The sequence below is a fragment of the Microcoleus sp. K5-D4 genome (assembly GCF_036704575.1).
GTDB lineage: Bacteria > Cyanobacteriota > Cyanobacteriia > Cyanobacteriales > Microcoleaceae > Microcoleus.
Map to the genome: position 1 here is coordinate 1 of NZ_JAUBSD010000078.1, position 21,349 is coordinate 21,349.

Sequence of the window (21,349 nt, forward strand, 5' to 3'; positions counted from 1 at the left end):
GCCTACACAGTCTCTTATGCTTATTTTGTTAACTTTGTCAAGTTCATATTATACCAAATTAGATGAGCTTACCCTGCGGATTGTTGGCGGTCTAGCAATTCACTCAATCGTTGTTCTTGGAGTGGTTGCAGCCGGAGTTGAGTCTGAGTGATTACTTCTGAATCAGACAGTGCTGATACTGGTTTAGCGGTTGGTAAGAGAAAATTTTCCAGAGTTTCTACTAGAATCTCACTCACGGTGCGGTGGCGTTGCTGCGCTAGCAATTCTGCTTGATGATAGACTTCATCTGGCAGATTTAGGGTGATTTGGGCGGTCATAGGTGCAAAGCTATGAAACTAATTTTTATATTATGGCATATTTTACTTTGAGTCTTAGACATCTGCCACAAAGAAATGAAGCAGGATCTGGCTTGCTAAAAATACGGCGACTGCGACCAAGAAGAAAACCAAGTGAAATTAGTTTAGTTTTCACTCATGCAGCAACCCGGTTTATTAAAAAAACCGAGTTTCTTTATTTACAAAATACTAGACAAGCTGGCAAAAATAGGTTTGTACTTCCGTCCTTAAAATTCTCTTCTGTTCTTTTCCTTTGTCTCATAAACGTCTGCGCGGTTCGATCGCCCCTATTTTTTTTGAGACGTATCAACTCAAACTCTTGTCAAGCCTAGCTTTTGGGCTTGCTTGTCACCTGTGGGCCAAATCATCCTATTTACTTATTGACAATTGCTCTTCTCTGTTCAATTGTCAGGGAACGTATATATAAGGTTACAAATTGTATCCTAAGCAACAGAAAGTACCCAATGTTTTATGTAGCGCTCTACAATTGAGAAAAGAAACAAGATTAAGAGGCGCGATCCCGATGGATATGAATATGGATATGAATGGAAACCTAGACTGGGAAGAAGCATTTGAGTACAGAGCGGGCTTAACAGTAGAGTTGAAGTCCCAGCCTGGGGTTTTGCATACGATCGCTTACTATGAAGTGATGATGGTACCGCCCATCTGGTTAGAAAATGACCCCCGTCCCCGCTATCCTCACGAAGTGCGAGTCGTTGCCCACCAGCCAACTGTGTCCAATGTTTGCCGGATTTCAGAGAGTCCTGTTTTAGTCGCCTCCTAAGTTTTTTCACCGAGAAATATCGGCGATGGCATCTAGCCAGCAATCAAACCGATGCAGTGATTTTCGGATTGAGATTGCTTGAGTTTACTTTGTGGCGATCGCTTAAGATATAGATGGTCGCGAAAGTGCGATCGACTCGAATCACTTGACCTGTTAATGTTGCAAGTGAGGAAATAGCCTGATTAAGATTAGCAGTCATTCTGTGAAATCATCCTCTCCCCTACAGACAATAATTGCAGCATGGTCAGACTGTAAGCTGTGCAGTCTGATAAAATAACGGCGATTTAGAGTTAAAACAGCTCAATTTTCACTGACTGTAAAAGCTAACACTTCTGCGTCCGGATTTTTTAGGTTATCCTTTCCGGCTGCTTGCACTGTCAGAATATTGTCCCCCATCTGGCGCAGCAATTCTACAATTTCTCTGGGAAATTGTTCGTCACCATAAAGACGCGCCATTATTTCAATCCTCGTCATTCTTGCGGATAGCTATGTCACTTTCATCTGGAAAAGCTGCCGCATAAGCCGACGCATTTGCTAAATCAGTAGCAGTTAGTGTGGAATAGTTATCTAAGAGTCGAGACTCGTTCATACCCAAACGATGAAAGCTCACCAGTTCCCAAATAGGAATGCAAGTATTTCTCATACAAGCATCACCCCCACAGACACCGAGAGTTGGGCTAATTCCTTGCCAGGTGTTAGCTAAATTTTGCGTTAATAATTAGATAATATGTATTTGCTATTATACGCAATTCCTTTATCTCTGCTCTCTTCCTCTGCGCCCTCTGCGCCTCTGCGGTTCATAAAAAAAAGCTTTTTTACAAATGAAATAGCATTGCTATATCTGTTTAAAATCAGGCTAAATCTCTCTCATTATAAAAATTAATCGCCCTTTTACCCTGAGCTTAAACGAACCTAAAAAAATTAACCCAAAACGAGTCATACCATTTTTAATTTTAGATTAAAGAATGGGGAATGACTGAGGACATAAAGCTTTGGATATTGCCTACAGTTGAATTTTTTATGATAACTGGTATCAGCCATCAGCAGGCACAAAGTGAAATTATATTCACCTATAAATTCTTATGACTTCTACCTTGAGAAGTATCTTTTTGGGGACTTGAACAACACATCCTACTACTCGCAACATATTCTACGGCTCAGTGCGGAGTGCACAGCCTACAAAAACTCTTGTGTAAATCCTATTATATATTGCTTAATCCCTTGATCCCCGCAAGTAGCGGCTTTTTTTTCCTCAGAATCGTGCGATGTTTAGCCAGAAATTAACATTGATTTAAACTTTAATGGAGGCATAAACGAGCTAGAATTCAATAGTTTGCGTGGAAGACATGGAGTTTAAATACAAAATGTCACAAATAACAAATTAATACCGATCGCACTTCTCGATCGCACTTTACAAAACAAGCACAACTTAGGAGTCAATCGCTGATGATGCTAGGAACAACCGAGATCCCGCAATTAAAGCCGCTTTCCGACTCAGAACTACACAAAATGAACGCCTACTGGCGGGCGGCAAACTACCTATCCGTCGGACAAATCTATCTCCTCGACAACCCCCTACTCAAAGAACCCCTCAAAATCGAACACGTCAAACCGAGACTCCTCGGACATTGGGGCACGACTCCAGGCCTCAACTTCATCTACGTTCACCTCAACCGCATCATCAAAGCCCAAGACCTCAACACCATCTACATCGCAGGTCCCGGACACGGCGGGCCGGGCTTGGTCGCCAACACCTATCTCGAAGGAACTTACAGCGAATATTACTCGAACATTTCCCAAGATGAAGAGGGTATCAAACGGCTGTTCAAACAGTTCTCCTTTCCCGGCGGTATCCCCAGCCACGTCGCCCCGGAAACCCCCGGTTCGATTCACGAAGGCGGCGAACTCGGCTACGCCCTCGTCCACGCTTACGGGGCGGCCTTCGACAATCCCGATTTGATTGTGGCGGCCGTTGTCGGTGACGGGGAAGCGGAAACCGGCCCCTTGGCTGCTAGCTGGCATTCTAACAAGTTTCTCAACCCGGTTCGGGACGGGGCCGTGTTGCCGATTTTGCACTTGAACGGCTACAAAATTGCCAATCCTACGCTGTTGGCCCGCATTCCGCGCGAGGAATTGGAAAGTTTGATGGTCGGTTACGGCTACAAACCTTATTGGGTGGAAGGTTCAGACCCGGAAACCTTGCACCAGTTGATGGCTGCAACTCTCGATACCGCGATCGGCGAAATTAAGGCGATTCAGGAAAAAGCCCGGACAGAGGGCTATTCGGGCCGTCCCCAGTGGCCGATGATTGTGATGAAAACTCCCAAAGGCTGGACGGGGCCGAAGGAAGTAGACGGTAAGAAAACTGAGGATTATTGGCGATCGCACCAAGTCCCACTTTCGGAAATGGCTTCTAAGCCGGGACACGTCCAACTCCTCGAAGATTGGATGAAAAGCTATAAGCCGGAAGAACTCTTCGACGAAAAGGGCAAGTTAATTCCCGAATTGGCAGAACTCGCACCCAAGGGAGCTCGACGTATGGGGGCAAATCCCCACGCTAACGGCGGCCTGCTGCTGCGAGACTTAAAAATGCCGAAATTTGAGGACTACGCCGTTGATGTGCAAAAACCGGGCACTGTAATGGCAGAAGCAACCCGCGTTTCTGGCCGCTTCCTGCGAGACGTGATGAGACTGAATCAGGAAAACGCCAATTTCCGCATTGTCGGGCCTGACGAGACGGCCTCAAATCGTCTCGATCCGGTGTTTGAAGTGACGAACCGGGTGTGGGCGGGGGAAATTTTGCCCGAAGACGACCACATCTCCCCCGAAGGCCGGGTGATGGAAGTTCTCAGCGAACATTTATGTCAGGGATGGCTGGAAGGCTATTTACTGACGGGACGCCACGGCTTTTTCTCCTGCTACGAGGCGTTTATTCACATCATCGATTCGATGTTCAATCAACACGCCAAGTGGTTGAAAACTACTCGTCACATTCCTTGGCGCAGACCGATCGCATCTCTGAATTACTTACTAACTTCTCACGTTTGGCGACAAGACCACAATGGTTTTTCTCACCAAGATCCGGGTTTTATCGACCACGTAATTAACAAGAAAGCGGAAGTGGTGCGGATTTATTTGCCGCCAGATGCGAATACTTTGCTGTCTGTAACGGATCACTGTCTCCGCAGTCGCAACTATGTCAACGTGATTATTGCAGGGAAGCAGCCGGCCTTGCAGTATTTGGATATGGATTCTGCGATTAAACACTGTACCGTCGGCATCGGCATTTGGGAGTGGGCTAGCAACGATAAAGGTGGCGAACCGGATGTGGTGATGGCTTGCGCTGGTGATGTTCCGACGCTGGAAACTTTGGCTGCTGTTGACATTCTCCGCCGAGATTATCCCGATTTAAAAGTGCGGGTGGTGAATGTGGTGGATTTGATGACGCTGCAACCTGCTAGCGAACATCCCCACGGTTTGTCTGACAAGGATTTTGATACTTTGTTCACGAAAGATAAGCCAGTAATTTTTGCTTTTCACGGCTATCCTTGGCTGATTCACCGCTTGACTTATCGCCGGACAAATCACCCGAATATTCACGTTCGGGGTTACAAGGAAGAGGGAACGACTACGACGCCGTTTGATATGGTGGTGATTAATGACCTCGATCGATTCCATTTAGTTGGAGATGTACTCGATCGCGTTCCGAAACTGAGTTCTGTCGCAGCTTACGGCAAACAAGCTATCCGTGACAAGCTGATCGAACACAGGCAGTATATCAACGAACACGGCGATGATATGCCGGAAATCCGCGACTGGCAGTGGCCGCACGCGGGCGCGGTTGCGTCGGAAGCGCCGAAGGAAACGAAAGATCCGACAACGACTGGAGATCAAACCGTGCGATCCGGTGCACCGGGCTAGGTGCGATCGCTTCTCGACCTCTGCGTGAATCTGCGTTAATCCATTGTCATCTGCGGTTAACAAATTCTCTTTTTTTAACCGCAGATACACGCAGATTAACGCAGATGAGTTAGATTAATTAAACAGGATTGGTAATGCTGAAAGAAATAGAAATCCAAAATTTTAGGTGTTTTGAGCAAATCAAAATTTCTGGGTTTGAAAGAGTCAATTTAATCGGCGGTAAAAACAATGCTGGCAAGACAGCATTGCTAGAAGCCTTACTGCTCAATGACGCTCCACAAGCTAGAAGTTTAGTAACTCTAAAAGCGTTAAGAAGGGAGCCCTCAAAAGTTATTGAAGCTATGCCTGATAGAGCTTGGGATAACTTATTTTATCTACTTGACAAAGGTAAAGTTATACTAATTATCGGAAAACATGAGAATAAAGAAATTCATCAAATAGAAGTCTCAATTGATAAATCTAGTAATTTAAAAGAAATTTTTTCAAATAAAGATGCTGGCGAGGTTATAGATTTTTTGTCGAGTAATACGTCAGGTTTATCTGTATTAACTATTAAGTTAACTAGAAATGATGAGGAACCTATTAAATCGTCTGTAATCGCTAGCTCCAAGGGTGTAATTACTTCAAACATTCCTAATACTGACGGCTCATCGCCCATCATTCCATCTTTTATGAGGAATTCGGGGAAAAACCTTACAGAAGCATACGATAGAGCACGTTTAGATGAAAAAGATAGCGAAGTTTTGAAAGCTTTTCAAGTTCTAGATCCAGTAATAGAATCAGTCGAAAGTTTTTCAATTGGTGAACCTATGCTTTATTTGAGAAGAAAAGGTGAAAGCCGTTTGCCTTTATCCTTGTTTGGAGATGCAATCAATAGGGTGGCAGATATTATTCTTAAACTGGTAAACAATGAACATAAAATCTTGCTGATCGATGAGATAGAAAATGGCATACACTATACAAACCAGCAGGAATTTTGGAGAGTGTTATTTCGGTTGGCGGTTGAACTGGATACCCAGATCTTTGCAACAACTCACAGTTTAGAAATGCTTCAAGCATTTGCCGATGTTGGTTTAAAAACCAATCAGGAATGTAGCAGCGCATATTTTGAACTAGCGAAGAAACCGAAAACAAATCAAATAATCGGCATCCGGCGCGATTTGGAAACTTTGAATTACGCACTAGAGCATCAAAAAGGAGTGAGAGGTGAGTAATATTGTCATAGTAGAAAGTAAAAATGATGCAATTTTTATGCAGGCAATGGTTGACCAACTTAACTGCGATATCCTGGTAGAAAAACCTATTTATATAGATGATTATGAACCTTTGGAAGGCTTGAGCGAAACAAAATTAATTACTACTTTAAAAGCTTTAGAAGCCGACCTTCCAAAAAGAGATATAGAAAAAATTGGAATTATCATTGATATCGATAACCATTCAGAGCAAGAGCGGGTGGAATTTGTAAATAAATGTATAAAAGATGTGTTTGACTCTGAAAGTTTGTCAAGCACTAAACAATTTATCGATATTTGTGGAGATAATGGAACAAATTCAAAATTGGCTTGTTACTTTACAAATTTTGAAGGTAAAGGCGAACTGGAAACGCTTTTAAAGGCAATCAAGGCTAAAGATTCTCCTTATGCTGATTGCTTGGATAGCTGGAAAATTTGCCTAGAAAATAAGGGAAAGAAAATCAACCATAAAGAGTTTGATAAATTTTGGATTAGCAACTATATTAGGTTTGATACTTGCTCAAAGCAGGATCAGAAACAAGCTGGAAACAAATGCAGTATGTTACATTTTGATTATGTTATGAAACACAAAAAAGATATTTGGGATTGGGATAATCCTGCACTCGATGATTTGAAGGAGTTTTTTAAACTCTTTTGCTAACATAGTAAAATTCACACACAATTAACTCATGAGCTTAAAAATCTACTTTGTCCGACACGGTGAAACAACTTACAGCAAGACTGGCGGCTACTGCGGCGACCTCGACGCAGAATTAACACCGGAAGGTTCTATGATGGCCGAACAATTTGCTGCAACTTACGCAAAATTGCCTTGGAATGCTGTTTATGTCAGTCCCATGAAACGTACAATCGCTACGGCTAAACCTTTGTGCGATGCTGTGGGAATTGAAATGCAACTGCGCGATGGATTGAGGGAAATTAAGTACGGCAAGTGGGAGGGTGAAACAGTTGAATCGGTTCGCGAAAAATATGCTGAAGATTACATTAATTGGTTGACGGAACCGGCTTGGAATCCACCGACTGAGGGGGAAACTTCTGTGCAAATTGCTAGCCGATCGTCCTTAGTTATCGCCGAAATTCAGGAAAAGTACAAGAGCGGTAATGTTTTGGTTGTCTCGCACAAGGCGACTATTCGGATTATTCTGTGCAGTTTGTTGGGGATCGATTTGGGAAGTTACCGCAATCGCATTGCCGCTTTAGCAGCTTCTGTGAGTGTTGTCAAGTTTGATGTGCGCGGGCCAATGTTGGAGGTTTTGGGCGATCGATCGTACATGGATGAAACTCTCCGCAATTTACCCGGTACTTGAAATTGCGGGTAAGGTGCGGGGGCGCACCCTACAGTCTGAAACTAAATCGCGCCTATGTAAGACAATCCTAAAATCGTACCCGTTCCCAAAATATGACCGAAGCAGAGACTTCCCACAAGTGCACCCAAACTCAAGCCGCCGACCAAACCCGATGAGGGCGCGGCTGGGCCTGTGTGAGGCTTTTGAATGGTTGATCTGCCGATCGCAATAGCTAAAATATTGCAAATAATCATAATCAAACCAGTCGTGGGGCTCCACTCTACGGTTCTGGCGACAGTGGCAAGTAAAATTGGTGTAAACATCGATCGGCTCCTTAAACTTTAGTAAATGAAAATCTGCCTAGAATATATATCAAAAAAATGCAACTGTTAGCTACAGATTGCATTAACAGTTAATTTTTCGACATTTTTCTTAATAATTTTCCCTTAGTCTCAAGATTTTTTAGTCCCCCTCTGCTGGGACGAAAGTTTGACAAGACGCGATTTCAATCGCCTAGCGATCGAAAGAACGAATTAACAGGACATAATCAAGCATGAAAATACTGGTGTTAAATGCGGGTTCTAGCAGTCAAAAGAGCTGTCTTTACGAGTTAAACGATGTCCTGCCCGATCGCCCGCCGCAACCCCTCTGGGAAGCGCAAATTGACTGGAGTCACCGCGAAGGCGTGGCCCAGTTGAAGGTAGAAACTGCCTCTGGGACTGAACTTGAGGAAGAATTCGCCTCAGACTCTCGCGAAGCGACTATTACTCGAATGCTGGAGACTCTGTGGCAGGGTAAAACTCAAGTTATTCCTAGTTTAAAGGAAATTGATATTGTCGGCCACCGCGTGGTACATGGCGGGCAAGACTATCAGCAAAGTACGTTGATTTCACCGGATGTTAAAGAGGCGATCGCCCGTTTATCTGTTTTCGCGCCGGTACACAATCCGGTTAACTTGGAAGGCATCGAAGCCATGGAAAAAATCCTCGGAGATGTGCCACAAGTAGCAGTATTTGATACAGCTTTTCACGCACAATTGCCGCCGGCAGCCTTTGTGTATCCCGGCCCTTATGAATGGCTGGAAAATGGGATTCGGCGTTACGGTTTTCACGGGATTAGCCATCAATATTGCGCGCGTCGGGCCGCCGACATTCTGGGTAAAAATTTGGCAGATTTGCGGTTGATTAGCTGTCATTTGGGCAACGGATGTTCTCTGGCAGCCATTCGCGGTGGCTGGAGTGTTGACACGACGATGGGATTTACGCCTGTGGAAGGTTTGATGATGGGAAGTCGATCGGGTTCGATCGATCCTGGGATTATAATTCATTTGTTAAGGCGAGAAGATTTAACTTCTGAAAAATTAGATAATATTCTCAATCGTAATTCTGGTTTAAAAGGGATTTCTGGGGTATCTAGCGATATGCGGCAGATTGGAGATGCGATCGCCCAAGGTAATGAGAGAGCTCAACTTGCTTTGGATATTTACATTCACCGTTTGCGGGCTGGAATTGGCGCGATGCTGGCGAGTTTGGGAGGGTTGGATGCTTTGATTTTTACGGCGGGAGTTGGGGAAAATTCTGCTGTTGTGCGATCGGCTGCTTGCGAAGCTTTTGGATTTATGGGTTTAAAATTGGATGGGGAGAAGAACCAACAGTCGCCAGTGGATGAAGATATTGCTGCAGTGGATTCAGCGGTGAGAATTTTGGTCATTCACACGCAGGAGGATTGGGAAATTGCGCGAGAATGCTGGAAACTTTATCACTAACTTATTTTATGAATTCCTTCAACAGCGATGGCAGATTAGCTTCGCCGAAGCGTCAACAATTACAGACGGTGCAACCGGAATTTCTCTAATTCATCTGCGTTTATCTGCCCTCATCTGCGGTTAAAAAAATAGAATGTATTAACCGCAGATGACAAGGGATTGACGCAGATTCACGCAGATGAAAAGAAGAGATATATGAAGAATTCGGATGCTAACAGATTTGATATGACAACGCAAGGCGTGGCCGGATTGTTAAGAGTTGCTAACTGGAATTTATTTGGGGATGTTGGTTAATAGTGAGTGGCGCCGATTACAAAACTTGCCGGGGGGCGATCGGAATTTCAATAATAAACTCGCTCCCCTCTCCTGGTGCAGAAACGCAAGTCAATTTTCCGCCGTGAGAATTGACAACAATCGAGTGAGAAATAGACAATCCCAAACCAGTTCCCGAACCCACGGGCTTAGTTGTAAAAAATGGATCGAATATCTTGTGCATCACCTCAGTGCTCATCCCCGGCCCGCTGTCGGCAATTCTAATTATGACAGAATTCCTGTCTGTCACCTCTGTAGAAATTGTAATAGCAAGCTGTTGATGAGATTTTTCCGGGTCATCTCTTGCTACGAGGAGAGCATCGATCGCATTGGTGAGAATATTCATAAACACCTGATTGAGTTGTCCGGCGTAGCATTCCACCAGGGGTAGAGAACCGTAGTCTTGAATCACCTTAATAGACGGTCGTTCCGGTCTATCTTTGAGGCGGTGTTGCAAAATCAGTAGGGTGCTGTTAATACCCTCATGGATATCCACTGGTTTAAAGTCTGCTTCGTCCATCCGCGAAAAGTTTCGTAGCGATAGGACAATTTGGCGGATGCGATCGGTACCCATTTTCATCGAAGACAGCATTTTTGGCAGGTCTTCTTGCAAGAACTCCAGGTCGATTTCTTCGGCTGCAATTTGAATTTCGTCAGCAGGGTTAGGATAGTGCTGTCGATAAAGCTCCACGAACTCTAACAAATCTTGGGTGTATTGCTGTGTATGGACGAGGTTGCCGTGAATGAAGTTGACCGGGTTGTTAATTTCGTGGGCGACTCCCGCAACCAGTTGCCCCAAACTAGACATTTTTTCGCTCTGAATTATCTGTGATTGGGTGCGTTGCAACTCACTTAGGGCGTTTTTGAGTTCAACGGTGCGGTTTTCCACCCGGTCTTCTAATTCTGCATTACTTTTTTCTAAGGCGGTAAAAGATTCGCGCAGTTGTCTTGCCATGTGGTTAAAGGAGTTGGCAAGGGCGTTGAGTTCTTGAATACGGCTGTCTTCTACACCTTGGTCGAAGTTGCCAGATGTTATTGCCTCACTCGCCCGATTCAGTCGCAGAATCGGACGCGCAATCCAGCCGGAGGTGAGAACGCCCATCCCACAAGCTACCCCCAATGCTGCTAAGCAGAGCAAGATTGTGGTGCGAGTATTGGCATCAATCTGTGCCATGAACTCGCTTTCTGGCACACTCACCACCACTAACCAATCCAATCCATATTGGTCGCGCCAGGGAGTGACTTGCACATAGTAGAGTTCTCCCTGAAAATCAAGTCGGAGATCCGTGTTTCCAGAAATGGATTGAAACCCTTTGAAGCGTTGCTGGATTTGTTTGGCAATTCCCTGCACGATGGGATTGGGACTGTCGATCGCCTTCAAACGCCGAATTTCGTCTTTGACGGTGGTAAAGGGCTGTTCTTTGGCAGAATTTGCGATCAACAGCCCATTTCGTTCCATGATGAAAACCTGCCCTGAGCTACTGACATCTATATTCCGTAAGAAATCGCTCAGTTTCAACAGATGGATATCGACTCCAACCATTCCTAGCAAGCGATTATTTGCGTCATAGATGGGGCGACCAGCGGAGGCAGCGATGTAGGGATGATTGGGATAATTTACGGTGACGATCCGCGACCAGATGGGTTTACCTGCTTTCATGGGTTCGGTGTACCAGGGTTCTTGCAAGTTGTCCCAATCATAAATAGTCACGACGTGAGTGCGATCGCCTTTGTTATCGGTGGCATAGTTGGTGACATTATTCGGCGGTTTGGGACTCCAATCATCAATCACGACGGTTCTGGGGTCGTAGCGTGCGGCTCCTACTCCCTCACCCGTGGTCAGTCCAATGCCGATGTAATTGAGGTCATAGGCCTGCATTTGGTGCCAGAAATACTTACCGAGGGTTTGGCGATCGCGCACATCTAGCAATCCCATCCGAATCGCATCGGCGTTAATCTGAATCACTTGATGTGGAATAGATAAATAAGCCTCCAGATGTTGATTCACCGAAATTCTGGTTTGATCCATCAACTGATTCGCCAGGTCGTTTACCGCTTTCTGTCCATTTTTGAACGACAAATATCCCACCAGACCGACCGCTCCAAAGATTTGCAAAACAAATGGCACGATCAGTATGAGCTGCAATGGGATCGCCTGAGTTTTGCCGAAGTGACGTATCTTCATGATCGGAAATTACTTTTATTTTAGTATGATCTACTATCTACAGTTCGATCGTGAAGATACACACAATATTTACTTTTTTCATGAAAAATATGATACTTTTTATGCTTTATCGGAGCATTGCCACCTCGTCGCGATGAAAAGTCCTCAGTGCGGCTGCAAAAGGGCCATAGCCCTTTTGTCGAAACCCGAGCGATCGACTTGGCGACAGAGTTTTCGCCGAGTTTAAATTGCGAAGTCAAAGTTTAGTAAACGCAATGCGTGGCCGAATTGTTAAGGGTTGCTAACTGGAATTGATTTGGGGATTTGGGTTGATGGTTGCGCCGATTACAAAACTTGCCTGGGGGCGATCGGAATTTCAATAATAAACTCGCTCCCCTCTCCTGGTGCAGAAACGCAAGTCAATTTTCCGCCATGAGAACTAACCACAATCGAGTGAGAAATAGACAATCCCAAACCAGTTCCCGAACCCACGGGCTTAGTGGTAAAAAATGGATCGAATATCTTGTGTAGCACCTCAGTGCTCATCCCTGGCCCGCTGTCGGCAATCTTAATTATGGCAGAATTCCTATCAGTCACCTCTGTAGAAATTGTAATCGTAGGCTGTTGATGAGAGTTTTCCGGGGCATCTCTTGCGACGAGGAGAGCATCGATCGCATTTGTCAAAATATTCATAAATACCTGATTCAACTGAGACGCATAACAAGTAATTAGGGGTAGCGTGCTGTAATTTTTAATTACCTCAATTCCCAAACGCCCGCCCTCTTTTCTCAAGCGCGGTTGCAGCAACATCACCGTACTGTCGATGCCTTGATGGATATCTACCGACTTCATTTGCGCTTCGTCTAGGCGCGAAAAATTCCGCAAGCTTAGCACAATATCCCGGATTCTTTCCGCTCCTACTTTCATGGAATCCAGCAGCTTTTGCAAATCCTCGCTCAAAAATTCCAGCTCAATAGTTTCTATTTCTTCTAGAATTTCATCAGCAGGTTCTGGATAGTGCTGCTGGTAAAGCTCAATCAATTTTAGCAAGTCTTTAACGTATTCGCTAGCCGGATTAAGATTGCCGTAGATAAAACTTACAGGATTATTAATCTCGTGGGCTACACCAGCGACCATTTGCCCCAAACTAGACATTTTTTCCGTTTGGATTAATTGAGCTTGAGTGAGTTTCAGTTCGCGCAAAGTTTGTTCTAAACGCTCGTTCTTTTCATTTAACTCCTGCGTCCGTTCTTGTACTTTCTGTTCCACAGAATTGTAAAGCAGAGCATTTTCCAAAGAAATAGCAACTTGGGAAGAAAGCAACCTTAAAACTTCCAATCTGTGGGGAGTAAATGCTCCGACAGTCAAATTGTTTTCTAAATAAAGAATGCCGATCAGTTTGCCTTGATTGATGATTGGAGTACACAAAATCGATTGCAGTTGGTGTTTAGCGATGTAAGGATCGGCTGTGAATAGTCCCTCACCCGCCGCATTGCTCAACACCAAATCCGAGCGAGTCCTTTCCACATAATTAATCACCGTCACAGGTAAATCATGATAGTCTCCAACAGGCGTAAATTGCAGCACAGCTACATCTTCAGCAAATACTGATGCTTTAGCTGAAATCAACAGTTGACCATCTCTAACTAAAATCAGAAAACCTAATTGAGCACCCGCATTTTCTAACGAGATTCTCATCAAAGAAGCCAGCAACTTATCGAGGACAATTTCGCTAGAAATCGCCAGAGATGCTTTCATTACCGTTGCCAAATCCAGCACTCTCGCATCGCTGCCAGTAGAAGTATGAATAGTTGTGGTAGTTTGATTGTTGTTAAAACTTCCGTTGAGCGGCGTCATTTCCCGCAACTGCGGATACTTCTGTTCTAAATCTTCTACTTTGCGAACTGCACCCCAGCGCAAGTAGCACGAGTGAGCTTCGCGCAAGTGGATTTTGGCATATTGATACTTGCCTTTACTCAACCAAAACTTAGCTGCTAGTTCATTAGCTAGCGCTTCATTTTGGACAAACTCATTGTCTTGGGCTAAATTTATAGAGAAATCGTACAGTTCTACAGCTTCTGAATCTTTCTTGGAAATTCGGGCTATTTCTGCTTGTACTAAAAGATACTTGTGCAGAAAATTTTCGGCACAGTTATCTGACCAAATTTTCATCTGTTTTTGGTTTTCCTCTAACTTTTCCAAGTATTCCTTTTGCTTCTCTTCGGAAACATTTGGGAAAACGGCAGCTAAAGTTAGAGAAAAGAAAAAATTCCATTCGGTAGCGGGTATCGCTCCGGTAATAAAAGATAGCTGTTTTTCTACTTCAAAAGCTAGTTGTAGCGCTTCGTTGAAGTTACCGTACCAGTACATTACCTGGCATTTGCGAATCTGATAAAGGCAGAGCGAGTACAAATTTTGATGAGCTTGACAGTTGTGTACGTATTCAGCTTCGCTGATATCTTCGCTTTCAAAGACAAACTTTTCAGGAGTTAGTTTGCTCAAGTTACGCAGGATTAACTCTACCCCTAATAATATATCGGTTACGAGCTGATTTTTTGTTTTTTGGCTGAACTGCAAATACCTGCTCGTGTCGGCGAGAATTTGCGAGATTTCTTTACCTTGAAAAAATGAGTTAGCTATGCGGTTGGACAGGATATAACCCGCATACTCTAAATCTCCTGATTCTAAAGCTGCTTGATACCCTTCATTGCTGATTGCGTGGGAATCTTTGATGTGATTGAACCAGTAATAAAAAATACTGACCAAGGATGAACAAGCTCTGCATTTCAAGCCGATATTGCCAGATTTTTCGCTGAGATTCAGCGAGAGCAAGCCGAATTGATACGCAGCTTTGTAATCTCCCGAAACTGCGTTTAAGAACATACCGTAGCCAGCATAGCAAAGAGAGGCTTCGGGTACTAAACCGTATTGTAGGGAAAGATTGACTCCTTTTAAAACGCTGACTTTCCACAAGTCTGGATTTTTGAGGTACGCGGATGTCAGCAAGTTTGTAATTAATTTGACTGCCACTTTTTTGTCGGGTACAGTCATTTCGGGGGCGTCAATTAGGGAAGCTATTTCTCTACCTGCTAAAATATTTGTAGCTGTTGCAAATTCTTCGGATATGACTTTTTGTAGCCCGTCTAGCGGCAAGTCAATGCCTAGCAAGTCCAAAGCTTGGATTCCGGCTTTAACGGCTTCTTCGTACTTCGCCCGCAGGGTGTACTGCACGATCAGCAGGTTGTAAATTTCTACCTTTTCTAAGGGCGATCGCGCTTTTTCCAGAGTTATATTAATAAATTCTTCGGAGTTCTCAAAAAAACCGTTTAAATACTCAACATTTGCCCGCTCCATGTGCAAGGCAAAGGCTAAATCGTAGTGGGCATCCCAAATATCGGCGCTCAAACCGTCCATGCCTGCGGTCAAATACTGCAAGGCAGCAACATAAGCAGTGGCATCTTTGGCTCTGCGGGCGGCGTCTAAATTCAGCGTTGCCAGTTCAATTAATTCTCGATCGTCTTTAATTAGCGATCGAGCCACATTCAAGTGATCGACTAATTCAAAGATTCTGTCCGCGCGATATTCAGCCGGGGTGTTTTCTAGGATTTGCCTGCCTATTTTCAGGTGAACTGCCTTTTTTTGCGAGTCGTCGATCAGAGCGTAAGCTGCTTGCTGTACGCGATCGTGCAAAAATTTATAATTCAGAATTAATAGCGGAAACAGCACGTAATCTAATGACTTGCTTTCCAATTCCGAAGTTGGCAGAATCAGTCCCGACTTAATGGCGGGCAACAGGTGAGAAAAAGTTTCCGAGGCTTCTTTTTCATGAATTAGAGAAAGAGTATTCAAGTCAAATTCGTTACCCAAACAAGCCACTAAACGCAAAACTTGCTGGGTTGAACTTGGCAGTTTCCTCAATTTTTGGACCATCAAATCTACTACATTGTCAGTGATAGCGCACTGTTCAATTTGAGTCATATCCCAATGCCAGCCGCCTTTACTACCAGACTGTGGCGGGTGAAAAACTAGCAGGTTTTCCTGATACAATGTTTGCAGGAATTGATTGACAAAAAAAGGATTTCCGTCGGTTTTGCTGATTACCAATTCAGCTAACGGTTTGACAGATTCTCGATCGCTGTGCAAAGTCTCCGCAATCAAATGAGTTATGTTTTCTACCCCCAGCGGCGACAAAGCAATCTGATTAATGATAGCTTCCTGATTTCGCAGTGTCTCCACTGTCATCATTAAAGGATGAGTAGGACTAACTTCATTATCCCGATAAGCACCAATTAAAAACAGATATTGCGTAGCTTCATCTGTCATCATCAATTCGATCAGCTTGAGAGTAGCCGAATCAGCCCACTGCAAATCGTCGAGAAAAATGACCAGCGGATGTTCTGGCTGGCAAAATACGCGAATGAAATTTTGAAATACTAAATTAAAGCGGTTCAGAGATTCCGTCGGCCCCAATTCAGCTACAGGAGACTGAGCTCCGACAATTAGTTCAACTTCGGGAATAACATCAATAATAATTTGTCCGTTTTGACCGAAGGAACTGCGGAGTTTTTCGCGCCAAACTGCTAATTGAGCCTCGCTTTCAGTTAACAGTTGCCGCACCAATTCCGAAAAAGCGCTGACAACGGCAGAGTAAGGAATAGTCCGCTTGTACTGGTCAAACTTTCCCCAAATAAAATATCCACGTCGGCGGGTAATAGGTTTGTCTAAAATCTTCACCATTGCAGATTTGCCAATGCCGGAATAACCGGCAATCAGCATCATCTCGCTGCGGGATTTATGCTGTCCTCTCGCCAGGACTGACAAGGGACTTTCTTTTTTCGATTTGCTCTCTTTTTTGATGACAGAAATTTGGGAATCTTCGGTGCGGTAGCCTCGATTATTTGTTGCTGCTACCCGTTCAAATGCCGCTAAAAGAGTTTCAACTTCTCGCTGTCTGCCGTAAAGTTTTTGAGGTATTTGAAACTTGTCGGAAATATCTTGGCGGCCGAGAGGAAACTCAGAAACAACCCCAGATGTTTGCCACTGAAACAGGCAGGATTCCAAATCGGCTTTTAGTCCCCAAGCACTTTGATAGCGCTCCTCAGGAGTTTTTGCTAACAATTTCATCACAATATCTGAAACAGTTTGAGGAATTTCAGGTGCAATTTCAGCGAGAGGTACTGGCTGTTTGGCAATGTGACAGTGAACTAACTCCATGGGGTCTGTAGTGGAAAAAGGGAGTTGTCCTGCCAGGATTTCATAGAAGGTCACGCCGAGCGAATAAAAGTCGGTGCGGTAATCGACTATCCGGTTCATTCTGCCGGTTTGTTCGGGCGACATATAGGCTAAAGTGCCTTCTAAAAAATTGGGATTTTTAGTCGGAACATTTTCCAGGTTGGATGCAGTTGAAATGCTAAAGTCTATTAGTTTTACTTGTCCTGTAGCAGGATTAAAAACTATATTAGAAGGGTTTATATCTTTATGAATTACATTTTTTCCGTGAATTTCGCCCAAAGTTTCCGCAACTTTGATAGCCGTAGTCAGAAATCCTAAAATGGTAAATTTTTGGGAACCCATAAATATCTTTAAAGATTCCCCGCCAAAATCTTCTAAGATCATTGCCAGACTATTTCTAACCTGTTGCAACTTATACACTTTCACAACTCCGTCCAACAGGCTTAAGTTGGCAGTGATCTCATATTCGCGCTTGTATCTATTCAGTTCTTCAGGAGTCGGATAGTCTTCTTTGATAAGTTTGATAATAACAGGTTGGTTGTTCTGCTCGTTGTGGCCGCGGTAAACCAGGGAAGTGCTGCTTTCATAAATGAGAGCGAGAACTGCAACGCCGGGAATTGCCATCATAGTTGGGTTCTCTCAAATTAGGTGTGCTTGGTCAATGTTACAGGACTGACGCGCGGCGGGCTAGAAACCCGGTTTCTTCGTTGCTAGTCGTTGACAAACCCAAGATTTTTTCGTGTAAATCGGGTTTCTTTTCGTAAATCCTATGTTATTCTTCATTATCGCTCAAGAGCTATCTTTTGGGATGTGTGGGAAAGCAGGCCTTGACAACAAAGAGCTACTGCTGACAAAAGCACGCTGGGGCTTTCGTCACCTCAGCAGTTAGGTTAACAAGAGCGCAAATACAGTAGTTGTGCAAGGATTTACTCTAATACTCGATCGCCATGCCGACAACTAAATCCCCTCAGATTCCAAGTAATCGCTTGAGTTTAGTGGAGCGTCACCACATCTCGTCAAAATATGCAAGTGCTGAAAGATTTATTTTTTCCGGTGATCGGGTACGAATTTGCGGTGCTTCAAAAAAACCGGCCGGTGCAAATCTTAACTATAATTCGCGACCGAGGTGCTGAGTGAAGTAAGTGTTGCTTCGGAATCGGAAATTTCCTTCAGTTCTATCTATTTTGACCGATCGATTAACAATACTAACTGACCGTTTGACCAGAGTAAATTTGACACAAAATGCAGAATTATTGCACCTTGTCTGGTGCGCGGCAGCGAACCCTACATTAATCAAATTTACCTAACTCTTAAGAAAATTTGAGGAAAGATTAAGAATTATTGCCATAAAATCAAGGTAAAGTTGTTTGAATTGTGAGTCAAATGCCAAGCAGACAAAGGGTTTGAGCATTTCCTAAATCTGTAAATTCTCAGAAAATTAGTATTTCTCAAGGATTCATCCGGTGAGAAAATCAGAAACAACCTTAAAATTTAGCAGTAATCGCCCGATCGGGCAATTCTCAACCAGCACCAGGAAAAAACCTATGAAATTGGCTTATTGGATGTACGCAGGCCCAGCCCACATCGGCACTTTGCGCGTGGCCACTTCCTTCAAAAACGTCCATGCGATCATGCACGCACCCATAGGAGACGACTATTTCAACGTCATGCGTTCCATGCTGGAGAGGGAACGGGATTTCACCCCGGTAACTACCAGCGTCGTTGACAGACACGTACTGGCGCGGGGTTCGCAGGAACGGGTGGTGGACAACATCACCCGCAAAGACAGAGAAGAGCACCCAGATTTAATCGTGCTCACCCCGACTTGCACCTCCAGCATTCTGCAAGAAGACTTGGAAAACTTCGTGGAACGAGCTCAATTGGATGCCAAAGGCGATGTATTGCTGGCGGATGTTAACCATTACCGCGTCAACGAACTGCAAGCTGCCGATCGCACTTTGGATCAAATCGTCCAATTTTACATAAACAAAGCCCGCAAAAAAGGCGATTTAGTAGAAGCCAAAAGCGAAAAACCATCTGTCAACATTATCGGTATGTCTACCCTGGGTTTCCACAACCAGCACGACTGCACTGAGTTGAAGCGTTTGATGGCAGATTTGGGCATTGAAGTCAACGAAGTTATTCCCGAAGGTGCTTCGGTTCATAACTTAAAAAGATTGCCGCGCGCTTGGTTTAACTTGGTTCCTTATCGGGAATTGGGGATGATGGCCGGGGAGTATTTGCAAAAAGAATTCGGCACGCCGATGGTGGATATTACGCCGATGGGTGTGGTGGAAACGGCGCGCTGTATCCGCAAGATTCAGCAAGTTTTAAACGCTCAAGGTGCGGATGTTGATTACGAAAATTTTATTGACCAACAAACGCGGTTTGTGTCGCAGGCTGCTTGGTTTTCGCGATCGATCGACTGCCAAAACTTAACGGGCAAGAAAGCCGTCGTATTTGGCGATAATACGCACGCTGCGGCGATGACGAAGATTTTGGCTCGCGAGATGGGAATCCACGTTGTATGGGCAGGAACCTACTGCAAACACGATGCTGACTGGTTCCGGGAACAGGTTAGCGAGTATTGCGATGAAGTGCTGGTGACGGACGATCACGGGGCGATCGGAGATGCGATCGCCAAAGCGGAACCTTCTGCCATTTTCGGTACACAAATGGAACGCCACGTTGGTAAGCGCTTGGATATTCCCTGCGGCGTAATTGCTGCACCGATTCACGTCCAAAATTTCCCGATCGGCTACAAGCCATTTTTGGGTTATGAAGGCACGAATCAGTGCGTAGATTTGGTCTACAATTCCTTCACTTTGGGAATGGAAGACCATTTGCTGGAAATCTTCGGCGGCCACGATACCAAGGAAGTGATTACGAAGGGTATTTCGGCTGATTCTGATATGGGTTGGACGAAGGATGGACAGGCTGAGTTGAACAAAATCCCTGGTTTTGTGCGGGGTAAGGTGAAGCGAAATACTGAGAAGTTTGCGCGCGATCGGGGGATTGATAAGATTACCGTTGAGGTTCTTTACGCAGCGAAAGAATCTGTCGGCGCGTAGTTAGTTGATAGGGTGGGCATTTGCCCACCTTACTCAAAATGCAAAATAGCTTTAAGCAGGAATGACCTTTTCTATACGAGATAGTAGATTAAGGGCCAAATCATCTTCTTCTATAACATCTCGGTTTAATCTCTCTTGAAGTAGCCAAATAAGATGATTTACCGAAACTTCCTTAACTTTGATATTACCGTAATCACTGATTTCTCGCGTTTGACCTAGAGTAATAATCCAAACTTGTTTGCTTTTGCAATCAATTCTCAGAGTTTTTTTCTTTTGTACACCGTCTGAAGATCTCAGGTTAAATGTCAACTGAGCCTGCTCAAGCTTATTTATATAGTTTTCAATCTGGTCTTTTTTATATTCTTCAAAACCCTCCCTGAGCGTGCAATCATACATTACTGCAAGGTTGCCAATAATGAAAAATCCATCGGCTCTACCAGCTTGGTTTCTTTTGTCATATTGATAGAGATAATGGATGCCCAAATTTTTCAGTAATAAAAAAGTCAAGTCCTCAAATTCACTTGAGCTGGTTGTATGTACTATTCGCTTAAATTGCTCAATTATTTGGTTTTTAAGTTCATCACAGGTGATAGGAGTGGGGGTCAACTCAGCAGGAGTATCATTTTGCTCTATTTGGTCAAAATTAATAAGTTGGATTCTATTGGCAAATCGTCTCCCATCTTCGCTCTCACCAATGGTAAAGGTAACTGCATCGCCTAATTTCAAACTTTCAAATTTATTATCTTCTACTTCTTTGGCTATAAAATAGAGATCTTGAGTGCTTCCCTCAAGCGTAATATAACCCCATTTTCTGTTAGTAAAAACATTTTTCACATAGCCAGAAAAACGAAGTTTTGTTGTAGAAAGCCTATGCTCTCCTTCGCTGACTAATTCTATTTTATTAGCAAAAAACCGCTTGCCATCCTTGCCTTGACCAACAGTAAAAGTAACGACATATCCCGGCTTCAAAGTTCCAAATTTATCGTGTTCAACTTGTGAAGCGATAAAATAAAGGTCATCACTTTTATCATCGGGTGAAATGAATCCGCCTCTTTTATCACTAAAAATTTTTACCACTCGTCCTTGAAAACGGCTTGTCTCTGAAATTTCCCCCATTTTTGGCCTCGAATACTGAACGATGATTGAGAAAGTAATATTTTATCGGAAAATGATTAACTCTCTCGTAACTTTAGGATCAGCTTGAAAGAGTATTTGCTACAATTGAT

The 21,349-nt window shown here is 44.0% G+C and carries 15 protein-coding genes; 7 read left to right on the forward strand and 8 right to left on the reverse strand.

Annotated features, from left to right (window positions below; genetic code table 11):
* Positions 1–68: 68 nt before the first annotated feature.
* Entirely contained in the window at positions 69–317 is a 249-nt protein-coding gene (locus QUA77_RS21490) for a hypothetical protein (RefSeq protein WP_333452397.1), read from the reverse strand.
* 541 nt (positions 318–858) lie between these two features.
* Here QUA77_RS21490 and QUA77_RS21495 point away from each other — a divergent pair.
* The gene (locus QUA77_RS21495; RefSeq protein ID WP_333086404.1) at positions 859–1,119 is read left to right on the forward strand and encodes a hypothetical protein; all 261 of its coding nucleotides are present in this window, start codon (positions 859–861) and stop codon (positions 1,117–1,119) included.
* A 43-nt stretch (positions 1,120–1,162) separates the two neighbouring features.
* On the opposite strand, the gene QUA77_RS21500 is transcribed toward QUA77_RS21495, so the two are convergent.
* The 3 genes from QUA77_RS21500 to QUA77_RS21510 form a co-directional block, all read right to left on the reverse strand.
* Positions 1,163–1,318 carry a hypothetical protein gene (locus QUA77_RS21500; RefSeq protein ID WP_333452398.1) on the reverse strand — a complete coding sequence of 52 codons (156 nt, stop codon included), beginning with the start codon at positions 1,316–1,318 and terminating at the stop codon, positions 1,163–1,165.
* A 101-nt stretch (positions 1,319–1,419) separates the two neighbouring features.
* Positions 1,420–1,575: a DUF5615 family PIN-like protein gene (locus QUA77_RS21505; RefSeq protein ID WP_333452400.1), complete on the reverse strand. Its 156-nt coding sequence runs from the start codon at positions 1,573–1,575 to the stop codon at positions 1,420–1,422.
* 4 nt (positions 1,576–1,579) lie between these two features.
* Complete coding sequence (locus QUA77_RS21510; protein ID WP_333085212.1) at positions 1,580–1,801, reverse strand: DUF433 domain-containing protein; 222 nt, start codon at positions 1,799–1,801, stop codon at positions 1,580–1,582.
* A gap of 764 nt (positions 1,802–2,565) precedes the next feature.
* Here QUA77_RS21510 and QUA77_RS21515 point away from each other — a divergent pair.
* The 4 genes from QUA77_RS21515 to QUA77_RS21530 all read left to right on the forward strand — a co-directional run bounded on the left by QUA77_RS21515 (position 2,566) and on the right by QUA77_RS21530 (position 7,600).
* Positions 2,566–5,040 carry a phosphoketolase family protein gene (locus QUA77_RS21515; RefSeq protein ID WP_333452402.1) on the forward strand — a complete coding sequence of 825 codons (2,475 nt, stop codon included), beginning with the start codon at positions 2,566–2,568 and terminating at the stop codon, positions 5,038–5,040.
* Between the two features lie 134 nt (positions 5,041–5,174).
* Positions 5,175–6,254, forward strand: coding sequence for an ATP-binding protein (locus tag QUA77_RS21520; RefSeq protein ID WP_333452403.1), 1,080 nt, complete (start codon positions 5,175–5,177; stop codon positions 6,252–6,254).
* The gene (locus QUA77_RS21525) at positions 6,247–6,933 is read left to right on the forward strand and encodes a DUF3226 domain-containing protein (RefSeq protein WP_333452405.1); all 687 of its coding nucleotides are present in this window, start codon (positions 6,247–6,249) and stop codon (positions 6,931–6,933) included. The genes QUA77_RS21520 and QUA77_RS21525 overlap by 8 nt, the downstream gene beginning before the upstream one ends.
* Before the next feature lie 28 nt (positions 6,934–6,961).
* A complete protein-coding gene (locus QUA77_RS21530) occupies positions 6,962–7,600 on the forward strand; it encodes a histidine phosphatase family protein (protein WP_333140982.1) in 639 nt (212 codons plus the stop codon).
* Between the two features lie 41 nt (positions 7,601–7,641).
* Here the strand turns inward: QUA77_RS21530 and psaK are convergent, their stop codons facing one another.
* A complete protein-coding gene (gene psaK / locus QUA77_RS21535; protein ID WP_333065530.1) occupies positions 7,642–7,902 on the reverse strand; it encodes a photosystem I reaction center subunit PsaK in 261 nt (86 codons plus the stop codon).
* 230 nt (positions 7,903–8,132) lie between these two features.
* Between psaK and QUA77_RS21540 the strand changes: the two genes are divergently transcribed.
* Positions 8,133–9,344, forward strand: coding sequence for an acetate kinase (locus tag QUA77_RS21540; protein WP_333452407.1), 1,212 nt, complete (start codon positions 8,133–8,135; stop codon positions 9,342–9,344).
* Positions 9,345–9,654: 310 nt separating this feature from the next.
* On the opposite strand, the gene QUA77_RS21545 is transcribed toward QUA77_RS21540, so the two are convergent.
* On the reverse strand, positions 9,655–11,841 hold the full coding sequence (locus QUA77_RS21545) for an ATP-binding protein (RefSeq protein ID WP_333452409.1): 2,187 nt from the start codon (positions 11,839–11,841) through the stop codon (positions 9,655–9,657).
* A gap of 324 nt (positions 11,842–12,165) precedes the next feature.
* Positions 12,166–17,679, reverse strand: a complete 5,514-nt coding sequence (locus QUA77_RS21550; RefSeq protein ID WP_333452411.1) for an AAA family ATPase — start codon at positions 17,677–17,679, stop codon at positions 12,166–12,168.
* A gap of 917 nt (positions 17,680–18,596) precedes the next feature.
* Between QUA77_RS21550 and bchB the strand changes: the two genes are divergently transcribed.
* Positions 18,597–20,123, forward strand: coding sequence for a ferredoxin:protochlorophyllide reductase (ATP-dependent) subunit B (gene bchB, locus QUA77_RS21555; RefSeq protein WP_190659189.1), 1,527 nt, complete (start codon positions 18,597–18,599; stop codon positions 20,121–20,123).
* A gap of 51 nt (positions 20,124–20,174) precedes the next feature.
* On the opposite strand, the gene QUA77_RS21560 is transcribed toward bchB, so the two are convergent.
* Complete coding sequence (locus tag QUA77_RS21560) at positions 20,175–21,239, reverse strand: cold shock domain-containing protein (protein WP_333452412.1); 1,065 nt, start codon at positions 21,237–21,239, stop codon at positions 20,175–20,177.
* Positions 21,240–21,349: the final 110 nt, after the last annotated feature.